Origin of the sequence: Megasphaera indica (assembly GCF_046614755.1) — a bacterium.
Lineage (GTDB): Bacteria > Bacillota > Negativicutes > Veillonellales > Megasphaeraceae > Megasphaera > Megasphaera intestinihominis.
Window position 1 is genome coordinate 64,979 of record NZ_JBKKJR010000007.1, and the last position, 22,905, is coordinate 87,883.

Annotated in this window: 23 protein-coding genes; all 23 read left to right on the forward strand. The window is 55.6% G+C overall.

Features of this window, described 5'->3' with window-relative positions:
- Window positions 1-4: 4 nt before the first annotated feature.
- The 23 genes from ACFCTO_RS05345 to ACFCTO_RS05455 all read left to right on the forward strand — a co-directional run bounded on the left by ACFCTO_RS05345 (window position 5) and on the right by ACFCTO_RS05455 (window position 22,905).
- The gene (locus ACFCTO_RS05345; protein ID WP_292301624.1) at window positions 5-1,258 is read left to right on the forward strand and encodes a BaiN/RdsA family NAD(P)/FAD-dependent oxidoreductase; all 1,254 of its coding nucleotides are present in this window, start codon (window positions 5-7) and stop codon (window positions 1,256-1,258) included.
- Window positions 1,246-1,914 carry a (d)CMP kinase gene (cmk, locus tag ACFCTO_RS05350; protein ID WP_292260128.1) on the forward strand — a complete coding sequence of 223 codons (669 nt, stop codon included), beginning with the start codon at window positions 1,246-1,248 and terminating at the stop codon, window positions 1,912-1,914. Before ACFCTO_RS05345 ends, cmk begins: the two co-directional genes overlap by 13 nt.
- Window positions 1,914-2,528 carry a lysophospholipid acyltransferase family protein gene (locus tag ACFCTO_RS05355; protein ID WP_292260125.1) on the forward strand — a complete coding sequence of 205 codons (615 nt, stop codon included), beginning with the start codon at window positions 1,914-1,916 and terminating at the stop codon, window positions 2,526-2,528. Before cmk ends, ACFCTO_RS05355 begins: the two co-directional genes overlap by 1 nt.
- Window positions 2,525-4,483, forward strand: coding sequence for a bifunctional 4-hydroxy-3-methylbut-2-enyl diphosphate reductase/30S ribosomal protein S1 (locus ACFCTO_RS05360; protein ID WP_292300822.1), 1,959 nt, complete (start codon window positions 2,525-2,527; stop codon window positions 4,481-4,483). Before ACFCTO_RS05355 ends, ACFCTO_RS05360 begins: the two co-directional genes overlap by 4 nt.
- Before the next feature lie 69 nt (window positions 4,484-4,552).
- Window positions 4,553-5,884, forward strand: a complete 1,332-nt coding sequence (gene der, locus ACFCTO_RS05365; RefSeq protein ID WP_226884416.1) for a ribosome biogenesis GTPase Der — start codon at window positions 4,553-4,555, stop codon at window positions 5,882-5,884.
- Window positions 5,881-6,504, forward strand: coding sequence for a glycerol-3-phosphate 1-O-acyltransferase PlsY (plsY, locus tag ACFCTO_RS05370; protein ID WP_292300824.1), 624 nt, complete (start codon window positions 5,881-5,883; stop codon window positions 6,502-6,504). The genes der and plsY overlap by 4 nt, the downstream gene beginning before the upstream one ends.
- Window positions 6,505-6,558: 54 nt before the next feature.
- On the forward strand, window positions 6,559-7,116 hold the full coding sequence (rsmD, locus tag ACFCTO_RS05375) for a 16S rRNA (guanine(966)-N(2))-methyltransferase RsmD (RefSeq protein WP_020311471.1): 558 nt from the start codon (window positions 6,559-6,561) through the stop codon (window positions 7,114-7,116).
- A gap of 3 nt (window positions 7,117-7,119) precedes the next feature.
- Window positions 7,120-7,611: a pantetheine-phosphate adenylyltransferase gene (gene coaD, locus ACFCTO_RS05380; protein ID WP_020311470.1), complete on the forward strand. Its 492-nt coding sequence runs from the start codon at window positions 7,120-7,122 to the stop codon at window positions 7,609-7,611.
- Between the two features lie 13 nt (window positions 7,612-7,624).
- Entirely contained in the window at window positions 7,625-8,101 is a 477-nt protein-coding gene (locus ACFCTO_RS05385) for an ATP synthase subunit B family protein (protein ID WP_020311469.1), read from the forward strand.
- Between the two features lie 88 nt (window positions 8,102-8,189).
- On the forward strand, window positions 8,190-8,999 hold the full coding sequence (locus ACFCTO_RS05390; RefSeq protein WP_292260113.1) for a TrmH family RNA methyltransferase: 810 nt from the start codon (window positions 8,190-8,192) through the stop codon (window positions 8,997-8,999).
- A gap of 2 nt (window positions 9,000-9,001) precedes the next feature.
- Window positions 9,002-9,679, forward strand: coding sequence for a nickel pincer cofactor biosynthesis protein LarB (larB, locus tag ACFCTO_RS05395; RefSeq protein WP_292260110.1), 678 nt, complete (start codon window positions 9,002-9,004; stop codon window positions 9,677-9,679).
- A 5-nt stretch (window positions 9,680-9,684) separates the two neighbouring features.
- A complete protein-coding gene (gene larC2 / locus ACFCTO_RS05400; RefSeq protein ID WP_292300210.1) occupies window positions 9,685-10,131 on the forward strand; it encodes a nickel pincer cofactor biosynthesis protein LarC2 in 447 nt (148 codons plus the stop codon).
- Window positions 10,132-10,227: 96 nt separating this feature from the next.
- Window positions 10,228-11,076, forward strand: coding sequence for a ChbG/HpnK family deacetylase (locus ACFCTO_RS05405; protein WP_292300208.1), 849 nt, complete (start codon window positions 10,228-10,230; stop codon window positions 11,074-11,076).
- A gap of 17 nt (window positions 11,077-11,093) precedes the next feature.
- Window positions 11,094-12,026 carry an NAD-dependent epimerase/dehydratase family protein gene (locus ACFCTO_RS05410; RefSeq protein WP_292260104.1) on the forward strand — a complete coding sequence of 311 codons (933 nt, stop codon included), beginning with the start codon at window positions 11,094-11,096 and terminating at the stop codon, window positions 12,024-12,026.
- A complete protein-coding gene (locus tag ACFCTO_RS05415; RefSeq protein WP_370851790.1) occupies window positions 12,023-12,472 on the forward strand; it encodes an ACT domain-containing protein in 450 nt (149 codons plus the stop codon). Before ACFCTO_RS05410 ends, ACFCTO_RS05415 begins: the two co-directional genes overlap by 4 nt.
- 23 nt (window positions 12,473-12,495) lie before the next feature.
- Window positions 12,496-13,785, forward strand: coding sequence for a homoserine dehydrogenase (locus ACFCTO_RS05420; protein ID WP_292300206.1), 1,290 nt, complete (start codon window positions 12,496-12,498; stop codon window positions 13,783-13,785).
- Between the two features lie 3 nt (window positions 13,786-13,788).
- Window positions 13,789-14,706, forward strand: coding sequence for a homoserine kinase (gene thrB, locus ACFCTO_RS05425; protein ID WP_292260100.1), 918 nt, complete (start codon window positions 13,789-13,791; stop codon window positions 14,704-14,706).
- The gene (gene nudC, locus ACFCTO_RS05430; RefSeq protein ID WP_020311460.1) at window positions 14,703-15,530 is read left to right on the forward strand and encodes an NAD(+) diphosphatase; all 828 of its coding nucleotides are present in this window, start codon (window positions 14,703-14,705) and stop codon (window positions 15,528-15,530) included. Before thrB ends, nudC begins: the two co-directional genes overlap by 4 nt.
- A gap of 318 nt (window positions 15,531-15,848) precedes the next feature.
- Window positions 15,849-18,512 carry a valine--tRNA ligase gene (locus ACFCTO_RS05435; protein WP_499876498.1) on the forward strand — a complete coding sequence of 888 codons (2,664 nt, stop codon included), beginning with the start codon at window positions 15,849-15,851 and terminating at the stop codon, window positions 18,510-18,512.
- A gap of 9 nt (window positions 18,513-18,521) precedes the next feature.
- The gene (locus ACFCTO_RS05440; RefSeq protein WP_292260091.1) at window positions 18,522-19,826 is read left to right on the forward strand and encodes a bifunctional folylpolyglutamate synthase/dihydrofolate synthase; all 1,305 of its coding nucleotides are present in this window, start codon (window positions 18,522-18,524) and stop codon (window positions 19,824-19,826) included.
- Between the two features lie 182 nt (window positions 19,827-20,008).
- On the forward strand, window positions 20,009-21,286 hold the full coding sequence (locus tag ACFCTO_RS05445) for an O-antigen ligase family protein (RefSeq protein ID WP_444321076.1): 1,278 nt from the start codon (window positions 20,009-20,011) through the stop codon (window positions 21,284-21,286).
- An 88-nt stretch (window positions 21,287-21,374) separates the two neighbouring features.
- On the forward strand, window positions 21,375-22,010 hold the full coding sequence (locus ACFCTO_RS05450; protein WP_014015920.1) for a redox-sensing transcriptional repressor Rex: 636 nt from the start codon (window positions 21,375-21,377) through the stop codon (window positions 22,008-22,010).
- A gap of 280 nt (window positions 22,011-22,290) precedes the next feature.
- Window positions 22,291-22,905 carry a GTP pyrophosphokinase gene (locus tag ACFCTO_RS05455; protein WP_020311456.1) on the forward strand — a complete coding sequence of 205 codons (615 nt, stop codon included), beginning with the start codon at window positions 22,291-22,293 and terminating at the stop codon, window positions 22,903-22,905.

Genomic DNA, 22,905 nt, shown 5'->3' on the forward strand with positions numbered 1-22,905 from the left:
GCCTATGAAGGAAATACTCGTCATCGGTGCCGGTGCGGCCGGCATCATGGCTGCGCTGGCCGCGGCAGAAGCCGGGGCCAGGGTACACTTATTTGAAAAAAATGATATCGTCGGCAAGAAGATGGGCATTACCGGCAAGGGCCGCTGCAATCTGACCAATTCGTGCAGCATGGCCGATTTCATCGTCCATACGCCGGGCCACGGCAAATTCCTCTACAGTGCGTATGAACAATTTACCAATCAGGATCTGCTGGATAAATTGCATACCTGGGGCCTGGCTACCAAGGAGGAACGGGGCGGCCGCATCTTCCCCCAGTCGGACAGTGCCATCGAAGTGCGCAAGCTCTTCTATCGCAAGCTCTGCCAGAAGGGCGTCGACCTCCATCTGAGCGACGCTGTCCACGCCGTCAAGGCCTGGGGCAGCCGCATGGTCGTCAGTGCGGCGTCGGGGAATTACGAAGGCGACGCCTGTATCATCACGACGGGCGGCATGTCCTATCCCGTGACCGGTTCGACAGGCGACGGCTACGGCTTTGCCCGCAGCCTGGGACACAGCGTGACGGAGCTGAAACCATCGCTCATTCCCTTTACGACGGAAGAAACCTGGCCTCACACCCTGTCGGGCCTGTCCCTGCGCAATGTCGAAGCATCGCTGTGGAAGCGGGGCAAGAAAGCTGCCTCCTATTTCGGCGAGATGCTCTTCACTCATTTCGGCGTGTCCGGGCCGATCATCCTCATGCTCAGTACCGAGGCGGCCCATAAGAAGTCCTGTGCTTTTCCCATGCAGCTGCGCATCGACCTCAAACCGGCCTTGTCCAAGGAAAAGCTCGACGCCCGGCTGCGGCGGGATTTCGAGAAATACATCCGCAAAGAGGCCGCCAATGGGCTGAAGGACCTCCTGCCGCAGCGACTCATCCCCATCGTCCTCGACCAGGCCGGCATCGCCGCTGCCTGTCCGGTCAACCAGATTTCCCGGGAACAGCGGCAGGACCTGGTCGATACCCTCAAGGCCCTGAGCCTGACCGTGACCGGGACGCGTCCCATTGAAGAAGCCATCGTCACGGCTGGCGGCATTGCCGTCAAGGAAATCAATCCCAAGACGATGGAGTCGAAACTTGTCCCCAATCTCTATTTTGCCGGAGAAGTCATCGACATCGACGCCTTTACTGGCGGCTATAATCTGCAGGCAGCCTTTTCGACGGGCTTCGTCGCCGGAACGGCGGCCGCTACAAAGGAGTGCATACCATGCGAAAATTGACGGTTGCCATTGATGGGCCGGCCGGAGCGGGCAAGAGCAGTGTCGCCAAGGTCCTGGCCAACCGGGTCCATTACTTGTATATCGATACGGGTGCCATGTACCGGGCCTTTACCTGGGCCGTCCTGGAAAAAGGCATCGACCTTTCTGATGAAAAAGCGGTCCGTGACCTCGTCGATACCATTGATATCCGCCTGGAACCGCAGGCAGACCTGTGCCGCGTCTACGTCGGATCGACGGAAGTGACCGAAGCCATCCGGACCCAGCGCGTATCTTCCCATGTTTCTGCCGTCGCGGCTCTTGCAGTCGTACGGGAAAAACTGGTAAAATTACAGCAGGCCATGGCTAAAGAAGGCGGCGTCATCCTCGACGGCCGCGATATCGGGACTGTCGTCCTGCCCCAGGCAGACCTCAAGATCTTCCTGACGGCGTCTGTCGATTCCCGGGCCCGCCGCCGTTATTTGGAAGTCCAGGCCAAAGGCGGCAGCGAGACGTATGAAGAAATCGCTGCCAGTATCGCCGCCCGCGACGATATGGATTCGCACCGCGCCGTTTCGCCGCTGAAGAAGGCCGACGATGCCATCGTCGTCGACAACAGCAATCTCGATTTAGAGCAGACGGCCGACGTCATCCTGGGCCTGATGAAGGAGCGAGGCTGATGCATACCTTTACATATGGCGTGATCCGCAAGATTTTCAATGTCGCTACCTACGGCGTCCTGGGCATGGAAGTCATCGGCGAAGAGAACATCCCCGAAAAGGGGCCGTTCCTGGTCGTCTGCAATCATGCCAGCAATTTCGATCCGCCCCTGCTGGGGACGGCCATGCGCCATCATCTGATCCATTTCATGGCTAAAGAGGAATTGTTCCGCAATCCCCTCATGGGCTGGTTCCTGCGCTATGTCCACACCTTCCCGGTCCACCGCGGCCACATCGACCGCAAAGCCGTCATCGAGTCCTTCCGGGTCCTGAAGAGCGGCGAGGTCCTGGGGATTTTCCCTGAAGGGAAGCGGACGCGGGGCGGCAAAGTCGGGCCTTTCCATGAAGGCTTTGCCGGAATCGCCATCAAGGCCAAGGTGCCGGTCCTGCCGGCGGCTATCGTCAATTCCGAATTCCTGCCGAAAAAGACCGGTCCCGTCCGGGTCATCTTTGGCAAACCCGTCCCGGCACCGCAGGGAAAGGCGTCGGATCGCGACTTGGTCAAAGGTTTTTCCGACGAAATCCGCGATATTATCATAGCTATGCAAAATCAGTATAAAGGGGACGCAAAATGAAAGTAACTCTCGCCGCGGCCTGTGGCTTTTGCTATGGTGTGCGCCGGGCTGTCGAGCTTGCGGGGCAGGCCGAAAAGGGGACGCATACCCTGGGACCCATCATCCACAATCCGCAAGTTGTCGGGCGTTTAGCCGCTCATGGCGTATCGCCGGTCGACTCGCTGGACGATGTCGACAAGGGGGCTGTCATCCTGATACGCTCTCACGGAGTCGGCCCGGATGTCTATGAACAGGCTGACCAAAAAGAACTAAAAGTCATAGATGCGACGTGTCCACACGTCAAAAAGGCCCAACAAGACGCTAAAAACATCGTCGAAAAGGGCGAAAAACTCATAATAGTAGGAGAAAAATCCCATCCTGAAGTAATTAGCATTTCACAATGGGGGGCAAATCGTGCTATTATAATAGATAGGGAAGAAGAAGCTGAAAAAATTCCCTTTTGCGATTCTATGGGAGTCGTCGTCCAGACGACGTTCTCTCAAGAGCAATTCAAGCGTATCGCCGCTATCCTGCAACGAAAGACCAATCATCTCGATGTGCATATGACCATATGCACGGCGACGCAGCAGCGTCAGCAGGCAGCGATAGAACTGGCAGGCCATGTGGACGCCATGATCGTCATTGGCGGCAAGAACAGCGCCAACACAGGCCGCCTCGCGCAGGTATGCCGTGAACAGGATTGCCCGACATACCACATCGAAACAGCAGCCGAATTGGATACGGCCTGGTTCCGTGGTATGAATCATATAGGCATTACAGCCGGCGCTTCCACGCCGGATTGGATAATACAGGAGGTTGTTAAGATTATGGAAAATTTGCAAGCTGAAGGCACAGAAGTAATGAGTGAAGAATTGTTGGACAAGTATGACTATGAAGAAAATCCAAAGAAAGGTGACGTGGTCAAAGGCACGGTTATTTCTGTGAATGATGATGCTGCCTATGTTTCCATCGGTACGAAAGCAGAAGCAATCCTGCCGAAAAAGGAAATGGCTGTTCCCGCTCCGGAAAAAGCAAGTGACTTTGTCAAAGTCGGCGACGAACTGACTGTTGAAATCGCCAACAACATCAAGGAAGAAGGAGCTATCGTCGTTTCCCTCGTCAAGATGAAAAAAGTCGAAGACTGGAAAGAAGTCCGCGATGCTTTTGAAAACGACCAGCTCGTCGAATGTACAGGTAAAGAAACGAACAAGGCTGGCCTTGTCGTTTCCATCAAATCCCTGCGTGGTTTCATTCCCCTTTCCCAGGGCGATATCAAATTCGTTAAATCTTTGGACTATCTCGTAGGCCAGACCTTCCAGGTCAAAGTCATCGACATCGACGAACACAAGAACCGCCTCGTCCTTTCCCGCAAAGCCGTCCTCGAAGCAGAACGCGAAGCAAAACGCGAAGAAGCCCTCAAACACATTGAAGAAGGCGCTGTCCTCGAAGGCACGGTCGTCAAGATCATGCCCTATGGTGCATTCATCGACCTCGGCGGCGTAGAAGGCCTGCTCCACATTTCCGACATTTCCTGGAAACGCATCAGCTCTGTCGATGCCGTTCTCCATACGGGTGAAAAACTCCAGGTCCTCGTTCAGAAATTCGATAAAGAACGGAACCGTATTTCCTTGTCCTTGAAAGCACTCCAGAAGAACCCCTGGATCGCTGCTATCGAAAAATTTGAAGTCGGCGATATCGTCAAAGGCGAAGTCAAGAAGCTCCTGCCCTTCGGCGCTATCCTGGCCATCGATCCGGAATTGCAGGGCTTGCTCCACATTTCCGAATTGACGGAAAAACGCGGCGTTGCTGTCAAAGACCTGGTCAACATCGGCGATGTCATGAACGTCAAGATCATCGGCATCGATACGGATAAGAAAAAGATTTCTCTCAGCGTCTTGGCCATTCAGAAAGATGAAGAAGAACAGGAAGTTCGCAACTATCTCGATAACCAGGATAAAGAAGAAGAAAACAACTAAGGTTTCACAAAAAGGGGATAGCCGGGCTCTACCGGTTATCCTTTTTTCGTCTATAGAAAGGATTCTGCCATGTACAAACCCTTAGTCGCTGTCGTCGGGCGTCCGAACGTCGGCAAATCGACGCTCTTCAATGCCATTGTCAAGAAGCGCATTTCCATCGTCGAAGACATTCCCGGCGTGACGCGCGACCGCATTTATTTCGACGCCGAATGGCTCGGCCAGGAATTCACCATGATCGATACGGGCGGCATCGAATTCGTCGATTCAGATAACCATATCTTTACCAGTATGCGTTATCAGGCTGAACTGGCCATCCGCGAAGCTGACGTCATCCTCTATGTCGTCGACGGCAAAGTCGGCGTCCAGCCTCAGGATGAAGAAATCGCCCACATCCTTCGCTCATGCGGCAAGCCGGTCATCCTGGTCGTCAACAAGATCGACAGCGTCGAACAAGAAATGAATATCTACGAATTTTACAGCCTCGGCCTGGGCGACCCCATCGGCGTCTCGGCTGTCAACCTAATGAACCTCGGCGACCTCCTCGACGAAGTCCTGAAGTACATCAAGAAAGTCCCGGCCATGGACGATGACGACGAAGCCATCCACATCGCCCTCGTCGGCCGGCCGAATGTCGGCAAGTCATCCCTGACCAATGCCCTCCTGGGGCAGGAACGGGTCATCGTCAGCAACGTGCCGGGGACGACGCGCGATTCCATCGATACCCACTGGTCCTATGAAGGGACGGATTTCGTCCTCATCGATACGGCCGGTATGCGCCGCAAGGCCAAGATCGACATGCCTGTCGAACGCTATAGCGTCGTCCGGGCCCTGCGCGCCGTCGACCGTTCGGATATCGCCGTCCTGGTCATCGATGCCACAGAAGGCGTGACCGAACAGGATACGAAGATAGCCGGTTACGTCCATGAAGCCGGCAAGGGCTGCATCATCGTCGTCAACAAGTGGGACCTCGTCGAAAAGGACAGCAAGACGAGCCACAAATTTGAAGAAGACATCCGCCGCGAACTGGCTTTCCTCCAGTATGCGCCCATCCTCTTCGCTTCGGCCCTGACCAAGCAGCGCATCAACCGCCTGGCCGACATGGTCAAGTTCGTGTCGGAACAGCAGCACATGCGCGTGTCGACGAGCGTCCTCAACGAACTCATCGAAGATGCCCAGCTGACCAATCCGCCGCCGGCCAAGGGCGGCAAGCTGCTCAAGATCTACTACATGACCCAGGCTTCGGTCCAGCCGCCGACGTTCATCCTCTTCGTCAACGAACCGCAGCTCATGCATTTCTCGTACCTGCGCTTTCTGGAAAACCGCCTGCGCGAAACCTTCGGCTTTGAAGGGACGCCGATCCGGCTCATCCTGCGCGGGAAGAAGGACGGTGAAAGCTTATGATGCTCGGAATCCTCTGCCTGGTACTGGCCTATATCGCCGGGTCCTTCCCAAGCGGTCTGGTCATCGGCAAGGCCTTGTATCATACAGATATCAGGGACTACGGCAGCCATAACACGGGGGCGACCAACGCCTACCGCGTCTTCGGCGCCGTCGGCGGCCTGCTGGTCCTCATCTGCGATGTCGCCAAGGGGATGCTCGGCGTCTACCTCGGCCAGGTCGCCAGCCAGTCGGGCCTGGGCAGTACGGACACGCAGATCTACTTCATGATCGCCGGCGGCCTGCTGGCCATCGTCGGCCATTCGTGCTCGATTTTCCTCAAGTTCAAAGGCGGCAAGGGCGTCGCCACGGGCCTGGGCATCATCCTGTTCCTGGCCCCGTGGGAAACGCTCATCGTCTTCTGCGTCTGGGCCGTCATCGTCGCCCTGACGCGCATCGTCTCCCTCGGTTCCATCGTAGCGGCCATCCTGGTGCCCGTTACCATGTTCTTTTTCAACGAACCCCTGCCGCTGACGATTTTCGGCCTGCTGGCAGCCCTGCTGGTCGTCGTGCGCCATAAAGACAACATCATCCGCCTCATGCACGGCAAGGAACTGAAGGTCGAACGAATTAAGAAAAAATAGATTGATATGTAATAAAAAACGTGTATAATTAACTATGTACGAGCAGGTGAGCCTATGAGAATCATATCCGGCAGTGCCAGAGGACGGGTCCTGAAGTCCCCGAAGGGGATGCTGACCCGGCCGACGCTGGACCGTACGCGGGAAAGTCTCTTCAACATCCTCGAAAACAGCGGCGGCCTGCGCGGTGCCGCTGTCCTCGATATCTTTGCCGGTACGGGTGCCCTCGGGCTGGAAGCGCTGAGCCGCGGTGCGGCATCGGCTGTCTTCATCGACCATTACACGCAGCAGCTCATCCGCCAGAATGCAGCCCTTTGCGGCTTTGCAGACTGCGTCGAAGTGCTGCGCCTTAACTCGGCCAAAGCCCTGGCGCGGCTGCAGGGACGCAAATTTGATTATATCTTTGCGGACCCGCCGTATAACAAAAATTTGGTGAACGATACAATCGCTTTGATAGGTGAATACGATTTGCTGGCTCCGGGAGGATTGATTCTGATGGAATACAGCCGGAACGAAGGTATAACGGAGAGCCCATTGTATGAGGTCATCAGAGAAAAATCCTATGGGAAAGACACGCGGATTGCCTTTATCCGCCGTCGTCAGGAAGGAGTCTAGAAAGTGCGAATCGGTATTTGTCCCGGCAGTTTTGATCCTGTCACCAACGGACACATTGACATTTTTGAACGGGGGAGCCAGCTTGTCGACAAGCTCATCGTCGCTGTTTTTGAGAACCCGTCGAAGAAGCCCTTGTTCTCGATGGCAGAACGGGAAGAGATGTTGCGGGAAACGACAAAACACATTCCCAACATTGAAGTCGTCAGCTTCCATGGCCTGCTCAACGAATATGCCATCGAACACGGTGCGACTATCATCATCCGCGGCCTGCGCGCCCTGAGCGATTTTGAATACGAATTCCAGCGGGCCCTGCTCATGAAGAAGGTGGAACCGCGTATCGAAACGGTCTTCATCATGACCAGTACCCAGTATTCGTATATCAGCTCGACAGGTATCCGCGAACTGGCCTGCTTCGGCGGCAAGCTCGACGATATGGTTCCCGATTATGTCGAACAGAAACTGAAAGAGAAGTTTGCAGACAAGTACAATGCTTAGGAGTGGAGAATACATGAATTCGGATAAACTGTTAGAAGATTTGGAAAGTTTGGTAATGAACGCCTCGAAGATGCCTTTTACCAATAAGAAGATGGTCGAAGAAGAAGAAATCCTTCAGATCATCGACGATTTGAAAGAATCCATGCCGGCCGAATTGGAACAGGCCAAGAAAGTCTTGTCCGAAAAAGATAAGATCATTTCCGATGCCCAGCATCATGCCGAAAGCATGGTCGCCCAGGCCAAGGATTATATTGCCAAATTGACAGAAGAAAGCGAACTGGTACGGCAGGCTCAGGAACATGCCAACCAGATCATCCAGAATGCCAACGATTCGTCGGAACAGCTGAAGAACAGCTCCATTACCTATGCCGGCGATGTCCTCAAATACGTTGAATCGACATTGGAAAAGACCTTGTCCAGCATCCAGCAGAACCGCGAAAGCCTGCTCAAGAATAACGGACATCAGGACGACAAGCCGGATCAGCAGTAATCATGGCTTATACGAGAGGGACTGTCGCATGAAAGTTATCATGCGAGGTCCCTTTTTTTATCCGCATGGCGGGTAGATAGGAGGTACTATGAACGAAATTACGTCCCGCGACAACCAGTGGGTCAAGATGGCCTGCTCCCTGAAGCAGAAGAAAGGCCGCCAGGCCCATCAGCGCGTCTTCGTCGAAGGCCTGCGGGTCATTGCCGACGCAGCGGCTATGGCTATTCCCGATGCCATCTGCTTCGTCTCGGAAAAGGGGCGGGCCCTGGATGGCTTTGAAGCTCTCTATGCCAGAGGCCTCGAACTGGGCTGGACTTTTTATGCCGTCACCGACAGCGTCTATGACAAGCTGAAAGACACCAGGACGCCCCAGGGATTGGCGGCCATGCTGCCTTTCTTTGCCTATACTTTCGACAGCCTGCCGGCCATTGCGCCGGAAAAGGCCGTCCTCTATCTGCGCTCCATCCAGGACCCGGGCAATCTGGGGACCATCCTGCGCACGGCGGCTGCGGCCAATGCCGGCGCCGTCCTGCTCAGCGAAGGCAGTGTCGACGTCTATAATGACAAGACCATCCGCAGTGCCATGGGGGCTATCTTCAAGGTCCCCGTCGTCCAGGACGTGACCGATGAACAGCTGGACCAGTTCTGTGCCGACGAGGACCGCCAGGTCTATGGGACGGCTCCGGAAGGGACCGTCTCGTATGTCGACGCCGACTACAGTCAGCCTGTCATCCTGGCCTTCGGCAACGAAGGCAACGGCCTGCCCGGTCCTTTCCTGGACTGCTGCGATGACGTACTGACCATTCCCATGCGTCCCGATACGGAATCGCTGAACCTGTCCATGTCGGTCGGCATCGTCTTATATAAGGCATGGGAAAAAAATGGTTTTAAGGAGTAACTATGGAAGAAAATAAGGAAACCCTCGATTTGGGCTTTGCCAAACTGGACTTGCAGCGTCAGCAGCGCTGCGGCTTCCCGGAAGTCGTCTACTGTGCCGGCAAGACTGTCGATCAGTCGGTACGGATCCTGGACATCCTTATGGAGAAGTACGACAACGTCATCGGCACGCGGGCCGATAAGGCCGTCTACGACGCCCTGGCCGGACGCCATCCGGCTGCCCAGTATGACGAATTGGCCCGTATGGTCTATCAGCATAAGGATAAAACCGTCGTCAATGGCGACCGTCTCATTTCGGTCATTACCGCCGGGACGAGCGATATCCCCATTGCCGAAGAAGCGGCCTTGACGGCGGAAATCATGGGCAACCGCGTCGAACGCATCTACGACGTCGGCGTCGCTGGCATCCACCGCCTCCTGGCCCGCGTCGATGATATCCGCCGGGCCAACGTAAATATCGTCGTCGCCGGCATGGAAGGGGCTCTGGCCAGCGTCGTCGGCGGCCTCGTCGACAAACCGGTCATCGCCGTGCCGACCAGTATCGGATATGGTGCCAATTTCCACGGCCTGTCGGCCCTCCTGGCCATGCTCAACAGCTGTGCTGCCGGCGTATCCGTCGTCAACATCGACAACGGCTTCGGCGCTGGCCGCCTGGCCGATACGATGAATCGCTTGAGGTGATGGAAATGGAAACATTATGGCAGCTGGAAGCCAATATCGATGACATGAACCCGCAGAACATGGAATACGTCTTTTCCCTCATCCTGGCTCAGGGCGCCAATGATGTCTGGGCCATGCCGATGATGATGAAGAAAGGCCGCATGGCCTCTATGCTCTGCGTCTTGTGCCGTCAGGAACTCATCGACACCCTCATCGGCGTCATCGTCAGGGAGACGACGTCCATTGGCGTCCGCTTCTTCCCAGTGACCCGCCTGGCCTGCGACCGGCTCATCACGACGGTCCGCGTCGATGGCCGCGACCTGCACTGCAAGGTCTGCCGCTATGACGGCAAGGTCGTCAACATATCGGCAGAATACGATGATTGCCGGGCTGCCGCCGTTGAGACAGGGACGCCCCTGAAGGATTGGCAGCGCAAAGTGAAGGAAGCGGCATATCGGCAATTTGCGGAATAGAATGGGCAGAGGATATTGTCAAAATACGATTGTCCATGTATAATAGTCATTAAGCTCATTATGTAGTACGTCCTGAAAGGACGGGGAGTTTGAAAGATGAACAGAGTCATCATCAATGCCGATGATTTCGGCATCCATACAGAAGTCAATCAGGCCGTCATCGAAGCCTGCGAACAAGGTGTCCTGACCAGCACGTCTCTGCTGGCCAACGGCCCGGCCTTTGACGAGGCCGTCGATTTGGCCCGGAAATGTCCCGGCCTGGGCATCGGCATCCATCTTAGCCTGGTCGGTTCTCTGCCGACGGTCCTGTCGGCCAGGGAAGTGCCGACCCTGGTCCAGCCCGACGGCCTGCTGCCGGAAAGCTATACGGAAGTCGTCAAGCGGGCCTGTCAGGGGAAACTCGATTACGGTCAGGTCTACCGGGAACTCGACGCCCAGATGGAAAAAATCATGGCCACGGGCCTTCCCATCGACCACCTGGACAGCCACCAGCACCTGCACGTCCTGCCGCAGGTCTGGTCCATCGTCCAGTCGCTGATGATGAAGTACGGTATCCACCGCCTGCGCATCCCCAGGGAAGCCTATTCCTATAAGGTATTGTCGGCCAATCCCGTGCGCATTGCCGGCCGCGACGGCCTGACCTACTTGTCGAAGAAAGCCATGGCCTCGGTCCGGCGCCTGCACTTTACGACGACGGACTTTTTCTGGGGCATGGTCGACGGCGGGCACATGACGGAAAGCAATCTGCACTATCTCATCGACAGACTGCCTTTTGGGACCCATGAAATCATGATGCATCCAGGCCGCAGTACGGCTGTCCTCAGCCAGTCCTTTGCCTGGGGCTATCACTGGCAGGATGAATTCCAGGCTCTGCTGTCACCGGCTATCCGCCAGCAGCTGGAAGCCAAACAGATTGAACTCATTACTTACGGTGACCTGCCGTAAGGATCGGAGGTCTTACTTTGCATATTTTAGTTACCGGCGGGGCCGGCTTCATCGGTTCCCACCTCGTCGACGCCTTGCTGGAAGACGGCCATGACGTGACCGTCTTTGATAACCTGAGTACAGGCTGCCGGGACCAAATCCCGACAGAGGCCCGTTTCGTCGAAGGCGATATCCGCGACGAAGCAGCCCTGCAGGCCCTCTTTGAAGAAGGCCGTTTCGACGTCGTCTTTCATGAAGCGGCCCAGACCCAGGTATCCTACTCCCTGGCCCATCCCAGGGAAGATGCCGAACTCAACGTCATCGGCCTGATCAACGTCCTGGAACAGTGCCGCCGTCAGGGGGTACAGAAATTCATCTATTCGTCGTCGGCCGCCGTCTATGGCGATAATCCTAAAGTGCCCCTGAGCGAATCGGAACCACTGGCACCGGCGTCGTTCTACGGCTTGACCAAAGTGGCTGCAGAAAAGTATATCCAGCTCTATGGCAGCCTGTTCGGCCTGCCCTATGCCATCCTGCGCTATGCCAATGTATATGGCGAACGCCAGGGCAATGGCGGCGAAGGCGGTGTCGTCGGTCTCTTTGCCAGAGCATTGGCCTGCGGTCAGGACCTGACGATTTTCGGCGACGGTGAACAGTCCCGCGACTTCGTCTACGTCAAGGATGTGGCCCGCGCCAATATCGCCGCTATGGACAGCGGCGTGCCGTCAGGGATTTATAACATCAGTACCCAGATCGAAACGACCATCAACGCCCTGAAAGAGATTCTCTTGTATTTCTCTCATGCCGGTGTGGCCGTTTCTTATGGAGAAGCCCGCAAGGGCGATATTTTCCGGTCGTCCCTGGCCAATGGCAAGGCCATCGAAACGCTCCGCTGGCGGCCTAAGATGAAACTCATGCCGGGCCTCATGGCGACGTATCAATATTTTCTCGAAAGGGAGGAAGCCGAGTGAAAGAAGACAGCAACCATAAATTTTACCTGGTCCGCGAAGACATTCTGCCCGAAGCCATCAAGAAGACCATCAAGGTCAAGGAAATTCTCAAGCATCATCAGACGCGCACCATCAACGAAGCCGTCCGCATGATGGATTTGAGCCGCAGTGCGTACTATAAGTATAAGGACTATGTCTTCCCGTTTTACGATGTGACTCAGGGGAAAATCGTCATCTTGTCGGTCATGATCTTCGACCGGCCTGGGGAATTATCGCAAGTGCTCAACACGGTCGCTGCCAATAACGGCAGTATCCTGACCATCAACCAGGGGATTCCCTTGCAGGGAATGGCAGATGTCAGCTTGTCCATCGAAACCAAGGATATGACCGTTCCTGTCGATGAACTGATTAAAACGTTGGAAAAGCTGTCCGGTGTCAGCAAAGTCGATATCATCGGACAAGCGTAAGATAAAAAAGGGGGAGTAGGCTCATGAAAAATGTTTCCATTGCCTTGTTAGGCTGCGGTACGGTCGGAAAAGGGGTTGTCGACTTACTGGCCATGAACGGTCCGCTCATTGAAGAACAGCTCGATACGAAAATCAACATCAAGCGGGTCCTCATCCGCGATTTGAATAAGTACGAAAAGATGGAAGACTTACCTGATTCCATCCAGCTCACGACGGATTTCAACGATATCATCAACGACGATGAAATCGACATCGTCGTCGAAGTCATGGGCAGCGCCGATTTTGCCAAGGACTGCATCGAACAGTGCTTCCTGCGCGGCAAGAGCGTCATCAGTGCCAATAAAGACCTCATCGCCGATTACGGCATTCCGCTATTGAAATTATCGCAGCAGCACAACGTGGACTTCCAGTTCGAAGCCAGTGTCGCCGGCGGCATCCCCATCGTGCGCCCGATGTATTCGTCGCTCAACAGCAACCGCATCGAAGAAATCATCGGCATCATGAACGGCACGACGAACTTCATCTTGTCCAACATGACCGCCTATGGCTCGTCGTATGAAGACGTCCTCAAGGAAGCCCAGGAAAAGGGCTATGCCGAAGCGGACCCGACGAACGACGTCAGCGGTTACGATGCGGCCCGCAAGATCGCCATCCTGGCAACGCTGGGCTTCCATTCGGCTGTGACCTTCAACGACGTCCATGTCGAAGGCATTGAAAACATTAGCAAAGAAGATATTGAACACGCCACGGAAATGGGCTATGTCATCAAGCTCCTGGCCATTGCCCGCCAGGATGAAGACGGCATTTCCCTCAACGTCCATCCGGCTTTCATCCGCAAAGGCCACCCGCTGGCCAACGTCGACGGCGCTTACAATGCCGTCTGCGTCCGCGGCAACTGCGTCGGCGACGTCATGTTCTACGGCCAGGGCGCCGGCTCCTTGCCGACAGCCAGTGCCGTCGTCAGCGACGTCATGAACGTCATCCTCCACCGCAACCTGAAGATGACGGGCAAACGGGATTACGTATGGCACGAAGCCAAGCTCAAACCGCAGGCCGACATTTCCTCGCCGTACTATATCCGCATGATCGTCAACAATGCGCCGGGCGTCCTGGCGGCTGTTTCCAAGGTCCTGGCAGAAAACAATATCAGTATCCGCTCCCTCATCCAGAAGGATGAAACGGCAGAAATCGCTGAAATCGTCATCCTCATCGACAAATCGCCAGCAGGCCTGGTCCAGGCTTCGCTCCAGAAAATCGAAGACTTGTCGTGCGTTCGCAAGATTGCGAATGCCATTCGTGTAATCGAGGTGTAAGAAATGACAAAAACGCTGCACGCACAGATTCCGGCCACGTCGGCTAACGTCGGCTCCGGCTTTGATGCCGTCGGGATTGCGCTGACTTTGTACAATGACATTTATTTTACGGAAGAACCGGATAAAGACACGATCACTGTCGAAATCGAAGGTTTGGGAGCCAATTCCCTGCCCCGTAATTTCGATGAGAACATGGTCGGCCAGGCCATGAAGGCCGTGGCCATCAAGAACCGCCAGTCCCTGCCCAAGGGCGGCACACTGCGGCTGGTCAATGCTATTCCGCCGGCCCGCGGCTTGGGAAGCAGTTCGGCAGCCCTTGTCGGCGGCATCCTCATCGGCAATGCCCTGACGGGCAATAAGATGACCCGCGAAGATATGCTGACCATGGCGACCGTCCTGGAAGGCCATCCTGACAACGTGGCTCCTGCCATTTACGGCGGCCTGTCCGTTTCTATCATGGTCGATGGCAAGACCCTGACCAATTCCATCCCCATCGACGATGACCTATCTTTCATTACGGTCAGCCCGGAAGTCGAAGTTTCGACGGAAGAAGCCCGCAAGGCCCTACCCAAGACCATCGACTACCAGAGCGCCGTCTTCAACGTCAGCCGCGTCAGCTTCCTCGTTTCTTCGCTGTTCACCAAGCAGTACGACCGCATCGCCTATGGCCTGCAGGATAAACTGCACGTGCCCTACCGCCTGCGCCTCATCCCCAGCGGCGAACTGGTCCTCAAGAAGGCCGTCGAAGCCGGTGCCCTGGGCGCTACCATCAGCGGTTCCGGTTCGACGCTCATCGCCTTTGCGACGGATCAGGAAGTGCAGATCATGGACGCCATGATCAACTGCTTCAACGACCACGGCATCGCCGCTACGGGCCATATCCTGAAATGCAGCAATGAAGGAGCGAAACTCGTCGAATGATACAAGACATTGGCAATCACACGTACCATGTCGAATACCACCCTGTGCCTCTGGCGCGGGATGGTATTCTGCTGTCTTATCAGGGCCGCAAGGTCCTGGTACGGCTGACGGGCGATAAAGAATTCGTCTATCCCCGCCATGCCGACTATGCCGACATCGGAGAAGACCAGTTCCGCTGGCTCTTTGCCGAAGACCGGGCCCAGTTCTACCTGGCGAAGGAAGCCCTGCCGGAACGGGACGGCTTTACCTATGTGTCCATCAATTTCATGCGCGCTGCCCGGCCGCGTTACCTGGCCTTTGCCGGCATCGCCGGCCTGTCCCTGCACAACTGGTACAGCAACCACATCTATTGTGGCCATTGCGGCCGCCCCATGGTGCACAGCGAGAACGAACGCATGGTACACTGCGACCACTGCCACACCATGATTTATCCGCGCATCTGTCCGGCCGTCATCGTCGCCGTCCGCCATGGCGACAAACTGCTGGTCTCGAAGTATGCCGGACGGGAATACAAGAATATCGCCTTGCTGGCCGGTTTTGCCGAAGTCGGTGAGACCATCGAAGAAACGGTCCACCGGGAAGTCATGGAAGAAGTGGGCATCCGTGTCAAGAATCTGCAGTTCTATAAGAGCCAGCCCTGGTGCTTCACGGATACGCTGCTCTTTGGCTTCTTCTGCGACCTCGACGGCGACGATACGCTGAAAGTCGACCACGGCGAACTGGCCACGGCCGGCTGGATCGACCGCAAGGACATTCCGGAAGATACGGAAAAGGCCAGCCTGACCATGGAAATGATGACCCTCTTCAAGCAGGGCGTCTATTGATTTTACGCGGAGTACCTTGACAGGCCCAAGTAAACTTGCTACAATATTTATCACATAAAAGCGATGAGCGGAAGAAGCCTTATTTCTTTTTGTCAGCGAGATGCCGAGTCCGGTGCGAGGGTATCCAAAGAGGGTAGGGCGCGTCACCCGGGAGCTGGCAGGAGGAAAGGCCTGCCCGTGCAGCAGACGTTACCTGTGCCATGAAGCGGTCGCGCAAGCGGCAAATTAGGTGGTACCGCGGAAGATACAGCATTCTTTCGTCCTAAGGAATACCCTTAGGCGAGGGAATGCTCTTTTTTTGTTTTGGAGGGAATACAGATGAAATGGAATAAGGAACAGTTAGGCGCTTATGCACCGAACGACATTGAAATGTCCTGGTATGATTTTTGGGAAAAGAATGGCTACTTCCATCAGGACCCGGATCCGAGCAAAGAACCGTTCAGCATCGTCATGCCGCCGCCGAACGTCACGGGTCAGCTCCACATGGGCCACGCCCTGGACAATACCCTGCAGGATATCCTCGTCCGCTTCAAACGCATGGAAGGCTATAACGTTGCCTGGATCCCCGGCACGGACCACGCCGGCATTGCAACCCAGGTCAAAGTCGAACAGCAGCTGGCCAAAGAAGAAGGCAAGTCCCGCTACGACATCGGCCGTGAAGAATTCCTGAAACGCGTCTGGGCCTGGAAGGAACAGTACGGCAGCCGCATCGAAAAACAGGTCCGCCGCCTCGGATCTTCCTGCGACTGGAGCCGCAAGCGCTTCACCATGGACGATACCTGCGCCCGCGCCGTCCGCGAAGTCTTCGTCACGCTCTATGAAAAAGGCCTCATCTACCAGGGCCAGCGCATCACCAACTGGTGCCCGCACTGCCATACGGCCCTGTCGGATATCGAAGTCGACCATTCCGACGTCCAGAGCCATCTCTGGTACATCAAATACCCTGTCGTCGGCGAAGATGACTACATCATGATCGCCACGACCCGTCCGGAAACGATCATGGGCGATACGGCTGTCGCCGTCAACCCGGCTGACGACCGCATGAAGAAATACATCGGCAAGAAAGTCGTCGTTCCTCTCGTCGACCGCGAAGTCGAAGTCATCGCCGACGATTACGTCGATATCGGCTTCGGTACGGGCGCCGTCAAGATTACGCCGGCTCACGACCCGAACGACTTTGAAATGGGCCAGCGCCACAACCTGGAATCCATCATGATCATGAGCCTCGACGGCACGATGAATGAAAAAGCCGGTGCCAAATACAACGGCATGACCCGGGAAGACTGCCGGAAAGCCGTCGTCGCCGACTTGAAAGAATTGGGCCTCCTGGACCACATCGAAGAACTGACCCATGCCGTCGGCCATTGCTCGCGCTGCAAGACGACAGTCGAACCGTTCGTCACCAAGCAGTGGTTCGTCAAGATGAAGCCCTTGACCGAAGCCGCCCTCAAGGCCGTCGAAGACGGCAAGACGAAGTTCATTCCCGACCGTTTCGTCAAGACCTATAATCACTGGCTGGAAGACGTCCACGACTGGTGCATCAGCCGTCAGCTCTGGTGGGGCCATCAGATCCCTGTCTGGTACTGCGATGACTGCGGCAAGTCGTCCGTCAGCCGGGAAGACATCACAGAATGTCAGCACTGCCACAGCAAACACATCCACCGCGACCCGGACGTCCTCGATACGTGGTTCAGCTCGGCTCTCTGGCCGTTCTCGACTATGGGCTGGCCCGATAAGACGCCGGACCTCCAGCAGTTCTTCCCGACCAGCGTCCTGGTCACGGGCTATGATATCATCTTCTTCTGGGTCGCCCGCATGATGTTCATGACCTGCGAATTCATGAAGGACATCCCCTTCAAGAACGTCTTCATCCACGGCCTGGTCCGCGACAGCCAGGGCCGCAAGATGAGTAAATCCCTGGGCAACGGTATCGATCCCCTCGGTGTCTGCGAACAGTACGGCGCCGATGCCCTGCGTTTCACCCTGGTCACGGGCAATACGCCGGGCAACGACATGCGCTTCTACATGGAACGCGTCGAAGCGAACCGTAACTTTGCCAATAAGATCTGGAACGCTTCTAAATTCGTCATCATGAACCTCGGTGATTTCGACGAAACCTTCATCCCTGAAGATAAAGACCTGACCCTGGCCGACCGCTGGATCCTCACATCCTTCAATGAAACCGTCGCCAAAGTCACGGAAGACCTGGATAAATTTGAACTCGGCGACGCTGCCGATGCCGTTTACAACTTCATCTGGAACTCCTATTGCGACTGGTACATCGAACTGGCCAAGAAGCGCCTTTACCAGGCCGAAAGCGAACGGGACAAGCACACGGTCCAGTACGTCCTGGTCTATGTCCTGACGCACACCCTGGAAATGCTCCATCCCTTCATGCCCTTCGTTACGGAACACCTCTGGCAGCACCTGCCTCACGAAGGCGAAAGCATCATCGTCGCTCCCTGGCCGAAGACGCAGGATAAATGGAACTTCCCGGCCGATGCCGCTACGATGAATACCATGATGGAAGCCATCAAGGGTATCCGTAACCTCCGCGCCGAATCGAACGTCCCCATGGGCAAGAAGGCGCCGGTCATCCTGGCTCCGGCTACGGAAGACATGGCTCAGACCTTGAAGACTTACGAAGATTACTTCCATATCCTGGCCTTTGCCGATAAAGTAACCCTCCTCGGTGCGGGCGATGCCAAACCGGAAAATGCCGTCGTCGCCGTTGTCCCGGGCATTGAAGTCTACTTACAGCTCAAAGACCTCATCGACGTCGAAAAAGAAACGGCCCGCGTCCAGAAGGAACAGGAAAAACTCCAGAAGGAAATCGCCCGCCTCGACAAGAAGCTGTCCAACCAGGGCTTCCTCTCGAAAGCACCGGCAGCGGTCGTCGAAAAAGAAAAGGGCAAGCTCGCCGACTACCAGGAAAAGATGGCTGCTTTGACCAAGCGCATGGAAGACCTGGCTAAACTCTAAGAGGCAGCTATGACCTACGAACAAGCAATAGACTATCTGGAATCAGCCAATGTCTTTGGCATCCAGCTGGGGCTCGGCCGTATCCAGGCCTTACTGGAACGGCTGGGCAATCCCCAGAACAACTATAAGACCATCCACGTCACCGGGACCAACGGCAAGGGCTCGGTGACGGCTATGATCGCCTCGGTCCTGACCGAAGCGGGCTTCCGGACGGGCCGCTACACGTCGCCTCATCTGGAAGACTATACGGAACGGATCCATATCGACAACCATGACATTTCCCGTGACGACTTCGCCAAAGCCGTATCCGTCGTCAAAGACGCCGTGACGGCCATGGTCGCTGCCGGCGGGGAAGGGCCGACGGAATTTGAAATGATTACGGCTGCTGCTTTCTGGTACTTCGACTATATCGGCGTCGATTACGCCGTCATCGAAGTGGGCCTGGGCGGCCTCCTCGATTCGACGAACGTCATCGTCCCCGTCGTCTCGGTCATCACTAACGTCGCCATGGACCACATGAAATACTGTGGTAATACGATCGAAGCCATTGCCGAACAGAAAGCGGGCATCATCAAGGAAGGCGTACCTGTCGTCACGACGGCCGATGGGCCGGCTTTGCAGGTCATCGCCCGCAAGGCCTATGAAAAGCACAGCCGCCTCTATGCCCTGGACCACAGCTTCGACGTCGTCGGCAACGCCGGACCGGAAGACCCGGAAGCCGGTCAGATGGTGACGGTCCGGGAAAAATACGGCTTTGCCATTACGACGGTCCTGCCCCTGCTGGGCAAACACCAGCGGACGAATTGCGCCGCTGCCGTCATGACACTGCTCATCTTGGCCCGCCATGAAAAGAAACTGACCCGGACGGTCCTGGAAAACGGCATCCGCCATGTCCAGTGGCCAGGCCGCTTCCAGGTCTTCAAAGCCGGTGACATCGACGTCGTCCTCGACGGCGCCCACAACCCAGCTGGCATCGACACCTTCTGCAAGACTTACGAAGACGTCTTCGCCTCGCGGAAGCGGGTCTTCCTCTTCTCCGTCCTGGCCGACAAAGATTACAGTCAGATGGTACGGGAACTCTTCCACGACGACGATTACGTCGTCTGCGCACCGGCACCGACGCCGCGCTCAGCCGACCCCAAGGCCATGGCGGCCATTCTGCCGTGCAAAGCCGATTGGGCCGGCACCATCGCCGAAGGCCTGGACAAAGCCCTGGCTGCCGTCAAACCGGACCAGGTCCTCTGCATCGTCGGCTCTCTGTACATCCAGGGAGAAGTCCGGAAATACTTCCGGAAGAGATACCATATTGAGTAAGGGCCGAGCGGCCAGCAGCTAGCGGTCAGCCACGAGCCACGAGCCACTAACCCCTGATCCCTAGCCCCTAACCCCTGAAAAGAGGCTGTCGCACGTGCGACAGCCTCTTTTCGTTGCGCCTCTGCGCCTTCTTATGGTAAAATGATACATATATTTTACACGGAATGTAAGGAGCGAACGTTATGAAGTGGATGATACGGACCGGCAGTACGCCAGCCGAGCGGGCACGGCTGCGCGTCGTCTATGCTATGGCTGGTACTGTCTTTTTTATGCCGTTGAACTTGTTCATTATGGAAGGCTTTTTCATCATCGCCCTGGGCCTGGGGCTCTATTACTGTAAAAAATATCCCAAACTGCCCCTGCGCCAGTCGCCGTTGTCCCTGCCGGCTGTCGGCTTTGCCCTGGTGGCCTTTCTGTCTCTCGTCGGCTCGCCGCACTTTCTCTTAGGGACGGCTTTCTATGCCTTCACGGTTTTGCAGTACCTCGTGCTCTACTTTGGCATCCTCCTGTTCGTCCGCCATTCCTGGGAACGGCGCCTGCTCTTTTCGACGCTCCTCCTCAGTGCCTTCGTCGTCGCCCTGTACGGCCTGTACCAGTATGCCCACATGCTGACCCTCCACGAGGCCGAATGGGTCGACAACTCAGCCTTTCCCATGCTGCGGCGCCGCATGTACTCGACGCTGTACAACCCTAACTTATTGTCGGCCTTCCTGCTGATTATCATGAGCGCTGCGGCGTCGATGATGATCTGTACCCGCCATCGCTGGCATCACGTCATGTACCTGGCCTTTTTTGCCATCCTGACCTTCTGCCTGATCCTGACCTATTCCCGTGGCGCATGGCTCAGCGTCTGCGCTTTGATCTTCTTTTTCGGCCTCTTTTGGGATAAACGGGTGTGGCTCCTCTTTCTGGCAGGCCCGCTGATCCTGGCTTTCTACCACGGCGGCGTCGCCGACCGCCTGATGTCCATTTTCAGCCACGGCGAAGCGGATACGTCCGTTTCCATGCGCATGGACATGTGGGAGGCAGCCATTGCCATGTTTGTCGACCATCCCGTCCTGGGCATTGGCTGGGGCGCCTTCAAACACGTCTATCCCGTCTATAATGAATTGATCCAGGAAGCGGGTATCGTCATCTTCCACGCCCATAATATGTACCTCAACATCCTGGCAGAAACGGGCATGGCCGGCCTGGGCTTCGGCTTATGGTTCTTTTTCGGCAATGCCTGGTATGCCATCCGCTATGTGCGCAGTCATGCGGCCCACACCTTCAGCCGGTCCCTGGCCATGACCCTGGCCGCTGCCGTCTTGTCCCTGGGAATCAGCGGCATGAGCGACTACGATTTATTTAGTACCCAGATTTCACTTACTTTTTGGCTGATGAGTGCCCTTTTTGCTAACATGTATGGCGAAGAATGTGAAAAAAACGATAAAAATAGTTTGCGAAATAATTCACAATGATATATAATAAGTCTGTGACTATTATCACTAGATAAGATGACTTATAGCTATAGGGAATAGCTTGGGACATCGTTGGAGGGTATTATCCATGAGACAGAAAAAGGCAATATCGGATGCTGTCATCGAACGATTGCCGCTGTATTACAGGGACTTGTTGTTATTGCAAGACGCGGGAATCGATATCATCTCATCCGAAAAGTTAGGGGAACGGTTGGGTATCACGCCGGAACAAATCCGCAAAGACCTGACCTGCTTTGGGGCTTTTGGGAAAAAGGGCGTAGGCTATTACGTCAGTGAATTATGCCAGCAGATCGTGGAAATCATCGGCCTGCAGCAGCATTGGAAAATCGGTATCGCCGGCATCGGCCATCTCGGCTGGGCCTTGGCGAACTACAAGACTTTCGGACGCTTGGGCTTCCGCACGACAGGCTTGTTCGACGTCGATCACCGCATCATCGGTCAGAACGTCGGCGGCGTCGAAGTCACGCCGATTTCTGAAATGGGCGAAGTCATTCAGCGCGAAGGCATCCAGATCGGTATCATCACGACACCGGCAGCTGTAGCTCAGCAGGTCGCCGACCAGATGGTCGCCGCCGGCATCCGGGGCATCCTGTCCTTTGCACCGCTGCGCCTGACCGTACCGGACGGCATCTTCGTCTTCCGCGAAGACCTGTCCATCGGCTTGAGCCGCATTTCGTACTATTTGACGAATAAGAAAGATTGATGATGACCGTCCGCTATTGGCATGGCGGGCGCCCTTACATTATCTTTATAGTTTGTAGTACAGATAGTTTTTGGGGTGTAGGGGTCGCCACGTGGGCGACCCGTTAGGAATTTTGGGATGATTTTTCTAACAAACGGGTCGGAAAATCGTACATATCCCAGAGCGGGCTCGCCACGTGCGAGCCCCTACAGCAAAAAGGCTTGTCGCTGTGCGACAAGCCTTTTTCTATGCTATAATATTCGTACATTCCCGATAATTTGTAGAATGAGGTGATACTACTATGGATTCTATCTATGGTTCCTATGGACCGGCTTTGCAGGCTGCTCTGGAAGATATTATCGGCCGTATCCGCGCCTATAGTGACGATATAAAGGCCAAGACCGGGGAAGCGGCTTATGAACACCTGATTTACCGCATCAAGTCCGAAGGGAGTATGCGGGAAAAATGTGACCGCAAGGGCCTGCCTCAGACGGCCTATTCGGCTCTCCACGATATCCGCGATGCCATCGGCATCCGTATCGTCTGTTGTTTCCTCGACGACATCTATCGGGCTATCGACTTCCTGAAAAGTCTCGATGGCGTCCGCGTCGTCGAAGAGAAAGATTATATCCGCCACGTCAAACCGAACGGCTATCGCAGTTACCACGTCATTTTGGAACTGGAAGAGCCTTATGAAGATGTGACCGGCGCCAATCCGGGTCATTTCTATGCCGAAGTCCAGCTGCGCACGATTGCCATGGATTCCTGGGCCAGCCTGGAACATCAGATGAAATACAAGCACGACATCAAGAACCCGGAACTCATCGTCCGGGAACTCAAGCGCTGTGCCGATGAACTGGCTTCGTGCGACGTGTCCATGCAGACTATCCGCAATTTGATCCATGCACAAGAATAA